Origin of the sequence: Gleimia europaea ACS-120-V-Col10b (assembly GCF_000411155.1) — a bacterium.
Classification (GTDB): Bacteria; Actinomycetota; Actinomycetes; order Actinomycetales; family Actinomycetaceae; genus Gleimia; species Gleimia europaea_B.
Window position 1 is genome coordinate 1,124,893 of the sequence record NZ_KE150266.1, and the last position, 11,780, is coordinate 1,136,672.

The 11,780-nt window shown below is 57.7% G+C and carries 9 protein-coding genes; 4 read left to right on the forward strand and 5 right to left on the reverse strand.

Annotation, left to right across the window (positions count from 1 at the left end; translation table 11 throughout):
- The 4 genes from HMPREF9238_RS05150 to HMPREF9238_RS05165 form a co-directional block, all read right to left on the reverse strand.
- Positions 1-1,224 (reverse strand): CapA family protein, encoded by a 1,224-nt coding sequence (locus HMPREF9238_RS05150; protein WP_016444390.1) that lies wholly within the window; start codon positions 1,222-1,224, stop codon positions 1-3.
- A 25-nt stretch (positions 1,225-1,249) separates the two neighbouring features.
- Positions 1,250-3,049, reverse strand: coding sequence for an alpha/beta hydrolase (locus tag HMPREF9238_RS05155; protein WP_083938922.1), 1,800 nt, complete (start codon positions 3,047-3,049; stop codon positions 1,250-1,252).
- Positions 3,050-3,077: 28 nt separating this feature from the next.
- Positions 3,078-4,430 carry a branched-chain amino acid transport system II carrier protein gene (gene brnQ / locus HMPREF9238_RS05160; RefSeq protein ID WP_016444392.1) on the reverse strand — a complete coding sequence of 451 codons (1,353 nt, stop codon included), beginning with the start codon at positions 4,428-4,430 and terminating at the stop codon, positions 3,078-3,080.
- Positions 4,431-4,540: 110 nt separating this feature from the next.
- On the reverse strand, positions 4,541-5,326 hold the full coding sequence (locus HMPREF9238_RS05165; protein WP_016444393.1) for a class I SAM-dependent methyltransferase: 786 nt from the start codon (positions 5,324-5,326) through the stop codon (positions 4,541-4,543).
- A gap of 218 nt (positions 5,327-5,544) precedes the next feature.
- Here HMPREF9238_RS05165 and HMPREF9238_RS05170 point away from each other — a divergent pair, with 218 nt between their 5' ends.
- The 4 genes from HMPREF9238_RS05170 to HMPREF9238_RS05185 all read left to right on the forward strand — a co-directional run bounded on the left by HMPREF9238_RS05170 (position 5,545) and on the right by HMPREF9238_RS05185 (position 10,559).
- Entirely contained in the window at positions 5,545-7,095 is a 1,551-nt protein-coding gene (locus HMPREF9238_RS05170) for a Re/Si-specific NAD(P)(+) transhydrogenase subunit alpha (RefSeq protein WP_016444394.1), read from the forward strand.
- Between the two features lie 5 nt (positions 7,096-7,100).
- Positions 7,101-8,579, forward strand: a complete 1,479-nt coding sequence (gene pntB / locus HMPREF9238_RS05175) for a Re/Si-specific NAD(P)(+) transhydrogenase subunit beta (RefSeq protein ID WP_016444395.1) — start codon at positions 7,101-7,103, stop codon at positions 8,577-8,579.
- Positions 8,580-8,904: 325 nt separating this feature from the next.
- Positions 8,905-10,365, forward strand: coding sequence for an NAD(P)/FAD-dependent oxidoreductase (locus HMPREF9238_RS05180; RefSeq protein ID WP_016444396.1), 1,461 nt, complete (start codon positions 8,905-8,907; stop codon positions 10,363-10,365).
- 5 nt (positions 10,366-10,370) lie between these two features.
- A complete protein-coding gene (locus HMPREF9238_RS05185; protein ID WP_016444397.1) occupies positions 10,371-10,559 on the forward strand; it encodes a hypothetical protein in 189 nt (62 codons plus the stop codon).
- A gap of 309 nt (positions 10,560-10,868) precedes the next feature.
- Here HMPREF9238_RS05185 and HMPREF9238_RS05190 read toward each other — a convergent pair whose 3' ends face one another.
- On the reverse strand, positions 10,869-11,780 hold the full coding sequence (locus tag HMPREF9238_RS05190; protein WP_016444398.1) for a dihydrodipicolinate synthase family protein: 912 nt from the start codon (positions 11,778-11,780) through the stop codon (positions 10,869-10,871).

Below are 11,780 nucleotides of genomic sequence, written 5' to 3' on the forward strand. Positions count from 1 at the left end.
CTAACGGCGTTCAATCACCCGAGCGGGCACAGCCGGCTTTGCGGGCGCCTGCGTAATCTCTTTTGCATCCCCCATAACCTCTTTCAAATGCCCATAAAACGCGGCGCTTGCCTCATTCGATAGAAGCGATCCGGGGTGATCCGCCTGATCGTAATTGGCCGCCACATACACGTGGTTCGTGTCCGTATCCAACACGAGGCCGGTATAACCAACCTCGTCCACAATTGCAGCTCCCTTGGCCGGAACCGTGATAGTCGCCTGCGCAATGTAACCGTTCTGCGTGCCCCAGCCCATGTCTGGCCCCATGTTCGACAAGAGGTTGCCCGTGCCAAAGAACGCCCACATGCCCCGGCCCTCAACTCCGCCCGCAAACTGCTGGATCGGTTGCGGCACGTGCACGTGATGGCCCAGGTAAAGATCAACCACGCCTGAACTTGCAAGCTCTTGCGCCCATTCCAACTGTTGGTTCGACGGCTCCGCCTGATACTCAATACCGCCGTGTGCAGACACGATCACCACGTCGGCGCCCTCACTGCGCGCCTGTTTAGCCAACTCGATCATGCGGCCGGGGTTGTTGATATTCACCAGCCACGGGTTTTGCTCCACCTCGGGAACATACTCGTAGTTCAACCCGTACGCAAACGCCAGGTGAGCCACCAAAACCCTACGGCCGGCGCGCTCAATCTCGTAATACTGGATGGGAGCCTGCTCCGCAGACACCGACGTGCCCACTGCTCCCAGACCCTTTTCCTGCAAAATCTGCACCGTCTCAACCAGGCCATCCTCACCGCGATCCCACGAGTGGTTTGAAGCCGTTGAACAACCGTCATAGCCCAGTGTAGCCGTGGATTCAGCCCACCCTGCCGGAGCGGCAAACACCGGGTAGCCGTGCGCCGAAGCCTCGTCCCGCGTCAACGGTACCTCCTGGTGGCACAACGCCAAATCCGCGCCTTCGATAAACGGCTTAATGTCAGCCACCAGCGGTGCGTAATCGTAAGAACCATCCGCCTGGAGCGAACGCTGAACCACCGGCATGTGCGAGAGCACATCACCCGTGCCCACAACCGTGAACGTCACCGGCGCAAGCTCCGGCTCGGTGGGCTGCGTAACCGCGAGCGGAAACTCTGTTTGCAAAGCCGGATCGGCCTCGTGCGAAGGTGAACAAGCAGCCAACCCAATCATGGCGGCCAATCCCAGACCGATCAAAGGCCGAAAGGACTTCACCAAAACCACCCGCCTTCACTATCTGCTAATCGTATAAATCTCTACTGATAGCCGCAGAAATGGAATCTTCCGCCGCCGCGTCAAACCACGAACTGTCGGCTCGGCGATACGGATTCACGCCCGTGTACCGCTGCGACTCCCCATTATCTACGAGGCCAAGAACCTCCGCCCACGCGGGGATAAACTCACGATGATAAACGTGACCGTGCCCATCGGCCGTCAGTCCCGCAACCGGTAGATCCGCACTCACCTGGATAAACGTGGCGAGGCGCGTCCACTGCATATCCGGATTCATATCCGAAGGCGGACTCTCCTTCAACCAGTCTGGCTCGCTGCGGATGATGCCCGTGTTCCACCACACCACCGGGTCCGTGGCATGCTGCAGCATTACCACACGTGGATACTGCCACTGGGGCAGGTCACGCCCATAAATATCCGCCCGCAGATCCTCCGGTTTCGTAGCGAAACGAATGTTGTGGCCGCTACTTATCACCGGCGCGATCATCGGACTGCCCCCGTTGCGTTCGCGCGTCATCTTCTGCCACAGTTGCGTCACATTGGGCGTTCCCGCCCACACCGCGCCATCCACATTTTCGAGCAGGTTAGCCTCGTCTGCAAAAATCGACTCCGACCCAAACGCACCCAAAGACACGCCCTGAAGATAAACTGCGGGACGCTCGTCCTCGGGAAGCTTATTGACTTCATTCATCACGGCCTCGTACAAGATTTTTGAGGCCGTTACTGGCATGTCGAACTCGCGTAGGAACGCGATGGCGGACGGCACGTACGAATATTGGGTTGCAACAATCGCGCAGTCGCCGCCGGTCAAATACTCGAACGGCTGGACAGACCACTCTTCCACCCAGCCGGTGCCCGTAGTGGTCACAATCATAAGGGCGGAACGAGACAGGGCGCCCGTGCGCTGCATCTCGGCGGCCACCAGGCGAGCGCTGTCTTCTAAGCTACGGTGCTGGGCCAGACCCGCGTAAATGCGGATCGGCTCCATTGCCGGGCGGCCCGTCACCTCCTCAATCTGTTGCGCGCGCGGCCCCTTGGACAAGAACCTCTTGCCCTGCTTGCCAATGTTGTTCCAATTTTCATACGAGTAGACCGAGCCTGACCTCTCCGGCGTAGCAGGGCGCGTCACGCCCGGCTCCTCCGTTTGGTCCACGGCCGCGAATGCGCGATACGTGTATTCCATGCCGCGCGTAAACAACACATCTGAGATCAAGAACGTGGAAACCACGGCAAGAATCACCGTGGCCACAATGCCCGCACCCCACCTGGGAAGTAGACGCGACGCCCATTTCGCCACCCAGCGCCACAAGGCGACAATCAAGATCGCGAGCCCCACGATCACTGCGGCCGAAAATACGGCCATTCCCGTTGCCGCCAAATAATCGGTAATGCCCAACGTCTTAAAACCCATAAGCCTAGCGGCGCGGTTATTTGAGATGACCGAGCGCACGAGCATCCACACAGCCCACGCGCCCATAGCCAGCGCGACTAGCCATTTACCGGCCTTAACCCACTTCGGGTTCGCACTGATCTTTACGTCAGCCGCGCGCCAGATCCGGTTCACTAACCAGCCGAGTAAAGCACCAACCGCGTAACTTACCTCAATCACAATGCCAGAGACCACGCCCTGCCACCACCACATGCGCGGCAGCAAAGAGGGCGACATCGAGATTACGAACATTATTGCCGCGAGCGCCATCCCGGCCCTCGACGATGGGGACAATGCTGAGAGCGTGGATACGAGCCGCCTCACGCGCATCTTATCCTTGCGCGCAAGCTTCACGTTTGTTTGCCGAGCTGTATCCACGCTCTCGATCTTATGGCACAAGCGCGCCTCAGGTCTCGACGGGCTGTTCGTTTGGACGCTTAGTCCAGATCTGGTCGCCCTTCACCGTGTCGATAACGAGGCCGATTGCGAAACCTACCAACGCTGGCACAACCCAAGACATGCTTACCGATCCCAGCGGGAACGAATCCAGGAACGGGAGTAGCCAGTTGAACGAATCACCAATTGACCGAAGCGCCTCCAACACGCCGAAGCATGCCCCAAGCCACGCCGCTAGTCGGTACGTCCAGTAGAGCTCGCCGGGTACGAAAATATCGAACAGAGCGATGAAAACGATGCAGATTACGATCGGATAGATCAACTGGTTGATCGGGGCCACCACGTTCAAAATGGTTTGCAAACCAAGATTTGCGAGGGCAAACGAGACCAGAACGTGGATCGTAACCATCTGTACGCGCGAGATGCGGGGGAACAACGTCATGAAATATTGTGACGACGCTCCGACCAGGCCAACCGCAGTGGTGAGGCACGCCAGGATAACGATTAGACCGAATAGAGCCTGCCGGCCGTGCCCAAACAGTTCCACGGAAGCGATGGCCAGGGCCTCGGCGCCATTGGCCGGGTTAAACGGTGTCATGCGAATACCGATCTGACCCAAACCCAGGTAGAACACCGCCAACAGTGCGCCCGCGATCAGACCGGCCGTAGCAGTGCCGGCAAACACCTGGTTCTTCGTCTTGAACAGGCCCGAGTGTTGGAGCGACGAGATGATGACAATACCAAACACGAGCGACGCAATCGCATCCATCGTGAAGTAGCCCTTCAGAAGGCCCTCAGCAAACGGAGTTTGGGCATACTCTGCGGTGGGTTCGCCCATCGCAACAGGAAGTTTGACCATCGCGGTAACGATCAAAATCACGAGCAAAACTAGCAGTACCGGCGTCAGCCACGCGCCGATACGATCTAAGAAGCCTTTGGGATCAAGAGCCAAGAAGAATGTGACGGTAAAGAACACGGCTGTATAGATCAGTAGCGCCACCGACCCCGCATAGTCTTCACCAATCAGCGGCACCGCCGCCATCTCGTAACTAACCGTGCCAACCCGTGGAATCGCATACAGCATACCGGTGGACAGGAAGATCACAATCGTAAATACCAAACCCGGATACTTGCCAATTCGAGAGGCGATGCCCGTCACGCCCTCCTGCGACGTCGCGGCCGCAACAATGCCTAGAACAGGTAGTAGAACACCGGTGCCAAGGAAGCCTAGAATCGCGGGCGTGAAGGAAACGCCAGCCTCCACGCCGATCATGACGGGGAAAATTAGGTTGCCCGCACCAAAAAACATTGCGAACAACGCCATACCGGTTACTACAAGCACATAAGTGCGACTGTTACGCATTTTGCGCACCATCCTTCAAATTAAAATCGGACGGTCAAACAATTATCAAGATCGTCAAAATCGCCGCTAATCCGTCCATTCTCTGGAGGAATTCGCATTTTCGTGAGCGATTAGATATCAGAAGCTCCACGTTTGGGCAAAGTTTTCCAAACAAGTGTGTAATACGGGATGTCAATAATGTCCGTTTCGGTATAACCCAGATGCTCTGCCAAATACCACTGCAAGTTTGCCTGCATCTTCTGCCGATTCGCCGCCGTGGACTTCAAGTATGACGAGCGCGTGCGTGCCAGCGCCTTAACCCCTTCAATGTCGAGGCCGGTCACAAAATCGGTTTTATGCAACGAGGGTACGGTCCAATCTGAGCTAAGTAGTGGGGGCCGCGACGGAGTGTGAACATCTCCCGAACGCATGATTCGCGTGAGGCGATGCACCCAGGGAATCGCTACATCCATCTGGTTAAACACAATCGCAACGTGTCCGCCCGGACGCAGAATCCGCGCGGCCTCAGACAGTGCCGCGCCAGGCTCAACCCAATGCCAGCTCTGCGCAAACACCACCGCATCAGCAAACCCCGAAGGCAAGTCCGTAGCCTCTGCCGTGGTCGCAACCACCTGCAGATCATCCGGGTATTTCTTCTGTATAACGGCCAGCTGACGCCTCATTGCCTGTGCGGGCTCCACCGCCCACACGCGCGCCCCGGCCTCCACCGCTCGATACGAAAACTTACCCGTCCCCGCGCCCACGTCCACAACCCGCAAGCCTCGCGCGTCTTCCGCGCCCAACGCTGCCCTCACCGACTCCGGCGGGTATGAAGGACGATAATCCTGGTACTCACTGCCCGCGCGCTCAAACGCGTTAGCCGGCGCGTTCTCATCCCACGGGTCGTAAGCGCTCACACGTCCTCCTTCGATTACAACGCACAACCTACCACGTGGGGAAAACCGGGCGAAAAGTCGCGTAAATCACACGTTTTTAGCACGCCATTTTGGATTATGGGAAATCCCAACGCGACGTTTGCATCATCTTGCCTTCCCGCTATTCTCGTATGTAGTTGCGGCTTCTTGAACTAAAGAACAAGTAAAGTCGCGTTAACCTCGAAGACAAAGGAGCAGTTTTGCGCATAGGGGTTCCAAAAGAACGGGACGGGCAGGCACTTGTGGCCGCCACTCCCGATACGGTCAAAAAACTTATAGCACTGGGCTACGAAGTTGCCCTCGAAGAACGCGCAGGAGAGCCAGCGAGCTACCCGGATGCGCAGTATGAAGAGGCCGGTGCGCGCATCACCACGCCAGAAACCGTTTGGGATTCTGACATTGTGCTAACGCTCGACGCGCCCACCACGGAACAGCTAGACATGATGCACGAGGGTGCCACCCTCATCGCGCGCCTGGCGCCCGCACGCAACCCGGAGCTCATCGAAGCACTCTCTTCGAGGGGCATCACCGCTCTCGCGATGGATACCGTTCCGCGCATCTCGCGAGCACAATCCATGGACGTGCTCTCGTCAATGGCTAACGTTGCCGGCTACCGTGCCATCATCGAAGCGGCTGCCGAGTACGGCCGCCTATTTACCGGCCAGGTCACGGCTGCCGGCAAGATGCCACCCGCCCGCGTTTACGTGATTGGCGCTGGCGTTGCCGGTCTGGCCGCAATCGGCACCGCGAACTCGATGGGCGCGCAGGTTTACGCCACGGACGTTCGCCCCGAGGTTGGTGAGCAAGTTGAGTCCATGGGCGCGAACTTCGTTGCCATTCCCGCAGCCAGCGAGGTTTCCTCCGACGGCTACGCCAAGGAAATGACCGACGCACAGCGCAACGCTGCACTGACGCTATACACCGAGCAGGCCGCAGCCTCCGATATTGTCATCACCACGGCAAACGTGCCGGGCCGAAAGTCGCCGCTTCTGCTCACTGCGGAGGCTGTTGCCGGCATGAAGCCCGGCTCCGTCATTGTCGATATGGCCGCCGCGAATGGCGGTAACTGCGAACTCACGGTTCCCGGCGAGCGCGTTGTCACCGAAAACGGCGTGATCATTCTGGGCATCACGGATCTTGCGGGCAGGCTCCCCGCCCAGTCATCGCAGCTTTACGGCCAGAACATCGTGAACCTTTTGAAGTTAATGACGCCGGAAAAGGACGGGCACATCGTTTTCGACTTCGAGGACGAGATTGTGCGCGGCATTACCATTACGCATCTACGCGATGTGATGTGGCCGCCTCCGCCAGTAAAGGTGTCGGCCGCCCCCACGGCCGCTGCTACGAAGCCCGACCCGGCAGCTGAAGCCGCCCGCGCGGCTGAAGAAGCCCGGAAGGAGGCCGCGAAGAAGCGCAACCGGTTCATCTGGACCGCAGTTGCCGCAGTTCTTGGCCTCGCCCTGGTGTGGGTTTCACCCGCGCCCGTGCTCGGTCACTACATGGTGCTCGCTCTAGCCATTATCCTCGGGTTCTACGTGATCACCTCGGTCACCCACTCGCTACACACGCCCCTCATGTCGGTAACGAACGCGATTTCCGGCATCATCCTCGTGGGCGCTATCTTGCAGGTTGGCTCTGGCAACCTCCTAGTTTCAACTCTGTCGTTCATTGCGATCGTCGTAGCTTCCATCAACATTTTTGGCGGCTTCACAGTTACGCACCGCATGCTCGCCATGTTCAAGAAGGACTGATATAGATGTTTACTTCTCTCATTCAAGCGAGCACCCTGCTTCCCGCAGTTCCCGCTGCAACTGCCACCGCCTCGGGCATCGAAACGTTCGTATCGCTGGCATACATCATCGCGGCACTGCTGTTCATCCGCGCCCTCGCTGGGCTCTCCAAGCACGAAACCGCGCAAAAGGGAAACAATGCGGGCATCATTGGTATGACTATCGCCCTCATTGCCACGATTGCGCTGGCACTATCTTCCAACCCAGATCGCGGCGTTGCCGTAACCGCACTATTAATCGCGGCGGCCATGCTAATTGGCGCGATGATCGGAATTTGGAAGGCGCGCAACGTAGAGATGACCGGCATGCCGCAGCTCATCGCGCTACTGCATTCCTTTGTTGGCCTTGCCGCTGTACTGGTTGGTTACAACTCGTACTTGGCACCCGACGCGCAGGCGGAAATGCTCGGCGGCTTCCACCTCGGTGAGGTTTACCTGGGCGTATTCATTGGTGCGGTCACGTTCACGGGATCGATCATCGCCTACCTGAAGCTGTCCGCCAAGATTAAGGGTGCGCCACTCACGCTGCCTGGCCGCAACTGGATTAACCTGACGGCCCTCGTAGTAACCCTGATCATCATGGTGGTATTCATTCGCCAGGGCGGAGTTACCCCGCTCGGAACTGTAATGCTGATCGCGATGACGCTGATCGCTTTAGCGTTTGGCTTGCACCTCGTGGCCGCTATCGGCGGCGGTGACATGCCGGTGGTTGTGTCGATGCTGAACTCGTACTCCGGTTGGGCTGCCGCCGCTGCGGGCTTCATGTTGAATAACGACCTGCTGATTATGACCGGCGCCCTCGTTGGTTCTTCCGGCGCGTTCCTGTCTTACATCATGAGTAAGGCTATGAACCGCTCGTTCATTTCGGTGATTTTGGGCGGATTTGGCTCGGATGGCGCCGTGACTTCCGGGGAAGAGGAGCACGGCACTCATCAAGAGATTCAGGCCTCCGAGGTTGCCGAGCTGCTCAAGGATGCCAAGCGCGTGATGATCACGCCGGGCTACGGCATGGCGGTCGCGCAAGCACAGTACCCCGTTGCCGACCTGACTCGTAAGCTTCGGGAGGCGGGCGTTGAGGTCGAGTTTGGCATCCACCCGGTTGCCGGCCGCCTTCCTGGCCATATGAACGTTTTGCTGGCCGAAGCAAAGGTTCCCTACGACATCGTTAAGGAACTGGATGAGGTGAATGACGACTTCGGTGACGTTGACGTCGTCCTCGTCATCGGTGCCAACGACACGGTGAACCCCGCAGCGGAGCAGCCGGGCTCCCCGATTGCCGGCATGCCGGTTTTGAAAGTGTGGAACGCCCGCGACGTGATCGTGTTTAAGCGCTCCATGGCCACCGGCTATGCAGGCGTGCAGAACCCGCTGTTCTTCAAGGAGAACACGAAGATGCTGTTTGGAGACGCTAAGGCTTCGGTAGAAAACATTATCGCAACGCTTTAATCGGGCGCAGATTTGGGAGGGCGCGAGCTTCGGCTCGCGCCCTCCGTCTTGTTTTCTGAAGGATTTGCCGCGATTTAGGGTAGCCAAAACATGCCCCACAGTCACAGCTTTTTGAGATCTTCGCCACACGTTTCACAACTGTCGTATATGAAGTCGCATATTCTAGGCGGTTTTTCGACTCTGTGATGTGGCTAACATGCGGGTGCCCTGTTAGCATTGAAGCTGTAGCTCAACCAGCACAGCGTAGTGAGTTAAGAGCACAATGTTGTGCCAGACGAGCTTAATTCATTGTTGTCATATTTCAATTCCGACGATTGGAAACACCGTGGCTCAAATTGTCGTTCTTGGTGCAGGCATCGCTGGTCACACGGCCGCGATGATCCTCGCAAGAGAGCTAAAGAACACAGAACATCAGGTCGTGGTCATCTCGCCAAAACCAACCTGGAACTGGATTCCATCTAACATTTGGGTTGGCACGGGCTCAATGCCTCGTGAAAAGGTGGTCTTCGAACTTCGCCCACTTTACGAAAAGTACGGCATCGATTTCCGCCAGGCGGCCGCGCAAAACATCTACCCGGAAGGCACGGAAGATAACCCGCGTTCGCAGGTAGAGTTCGAATACACTGATCCGGCTCACAAGGGCCAGACGGATTGCGTTGAGTTTGACTACTTGATTAACGCAACCGGCCCGAAGCTGAACTTCGCTGCAACCCCGGGTCTTGGCCCCGACGGCGGCTACACCCAGTCCGTGTGCACCGACGCACATGCTGAGGTTTGTGGCGAAGAGTTCCTTCGCGCAGTAAACCGCATGAAGAATGGCGAGCGCCTCCGCTTCGTTATCGGCACTGGCGCCGGTAACTGCACCTGCCAGGGCGCAGCATTCGAGTACACCTTCAACACCGACTTCGAACTTCGTCAGCACGGCGTGCGCGACAAGGCAGAGATCGTTTACATCACGAACGAGCCCAAGCTGGGTGACCTTGGCGTTGGCGGTATGACCTTCAAGCAGGACGGCTACTACACCACCTCACAGCTGTGGACCGAGTCCATCTTCCGCGAGCGCGGCGTTAAGGCTATCGCCCAGGTTGCGGTAAAGAACATCGAGGCCAACAAGCTAACCTACGAGAACGCTGACGGTGAAGAACACGATCTCGATTACGATTTCGCTATGCTTTTGCCTCCGTTCACCGGCATTCCGATGAAGGCATTCGACCGGGAGGGCAACGACATTTCGGACGTTGTCTTTAACCCGGCGGGCTTCATGAAGGTTGACGCGGACTACACGCCAAAGTCTTACGAGGAGTGGCGGGCAAAGGACTGGCCGCGCACCTACCAGAACCCGACCTACGGCAACATGTTTGCCGTTGGTATTGCGTTTGCTCCGCCGCACGCAATTTCTGAGCCGACCAAGACCCCGAATGGCACCATGATCGCTCCGGCGCCTCCGCGCACCGGTCAGCCTTCGGGCACGATGGCCGCTAAGGTTGCCGAGTCGATCCTCGATCGTCTGAAGGATCCGAATGCTCCTCTTCGTGAGGCATCACTGGGTGACCTCGGCGCGATTTGTGACGCCTCGACCGGTCGTAACATGCTGTCCGGCTCCGCAGCCGCAATGGTCATGTACCCGGTTGTTCCAGATAACACCGTGTACCCCGAAACGGGCCGTCACCCCACTCTCACGCAGGGTGAGCTCGGCCTATTCGGCCACTGGATCAAGATCCTGTACCACTACCTGTTCATCTATAAGGCGAAGGCTCTTCCGGGCTGGAACCTACTGCCGGAGTGATCAACATGTCAGAAAAAACTGCGGAAGCAAAGAAGACTGTCGAAGAACTTGACCCGCGAACGGCTGCACGTCTTGCGCGCGCACCGCTTCCAACCAAGTACACGACGTTCAAGCGCAACTTCATTCCCTACCAGCTGGTACGTTTTGCAATGTTCAACATCCGTACGCTCGACATCGTGCGTCGAAGCATGTAACAGCACTACGTAGCTGAATACTGATTTTGGTGGGCCACGAAAGTGGTCCACCAAAATTTTTCCCAAGAATTTTCCAGGTTAGTTTTAAGCCCTACCCAGAAAAGGGACCTACGTTTTAATTAATCACCGGGAAGATCGGTGAGGAGCTGTTTTCAGATTGGACTCCTCGAGACTGAAAACCTTGCATTGTGTTGATGGGATGACATGGGGGCGGCCCGAGTTAAACTCGGGCCGCCCCCATGTTTCTTGTTCGGGTCCGAAGCGCTGGGCTTGGACCCGAACGGGGTCACAGCAAGCCTTGCCGTAGTTTTACAGCAAGCTTTCCTGCTTGAGAACCTGGGCGATTGCCACCCGGTTCTCGCCCTCCAGAGGCAGCACAGGTTCTGGCATCTGCGCAGAGTCAAAGACGCCCATCAGGTTCAGAGCAGTCTTGAACGCGCCTACACCAGCAGCAAAGCCGAACTCGCCGCGCGTCACCGAAGTGATACGCATGAGGCGCGCAGCCTGGGTTTGGAGTTCGCGCACGCGATCCCAATCACCAGCCTGGTATGCCTTCCACTGCTCCACGTACAGATCTGGATTAACGTTAGCGAGGCCGGGAACGGAGCCGTCCGCACCAGACAGGTAGGCGCCGTCAACGACAACCTCATGCCCGGTAAATACCTGGAGCGGGTGGCCTGCAAGATCGTTAGCCATCGTTAGGTAGCGGAAACTCACGTCGTCGCCCGAGGAGTCCTTCACGCCCGCCAGCACTCCATCAACTCCAAGTCGCACCAGCATGTCGCCCTGCAACTTTATGTGGACGCACTGGGGCAGGTCATAGGCAAAGATGGGCAGATCGGTAGCCTCGTGAATGAGGCGGAAGTGGCGCTCTACCTCTTTTTGCCCCACGATGGCGTAGAACGGGGCGGTCGCAACGATGGCGTCGGCTCCCAGTTCTTCCGCAACGCGCACGTGTTCGAGGACACGCGGGGTAGAGGTATCGATAACTCCAACCAACACGGGAACGCGGCCATCGGCCACGCGCATTGCAGTCTCGACAATCTGCCGCCTGCGCTCATCGGTGCAGAACACGACTTCGGAGGACGATCCCAGTACGAACAAGCCGTCAACACCGGCCTCAATCATGCGATTCAAGGACCGCTCGTAAGAGGCGACGTCAAGTTCATGATCGTCGGTAAGCGGGGTTACAACGGGGGGAATAATTCCGTGGAATTTCAT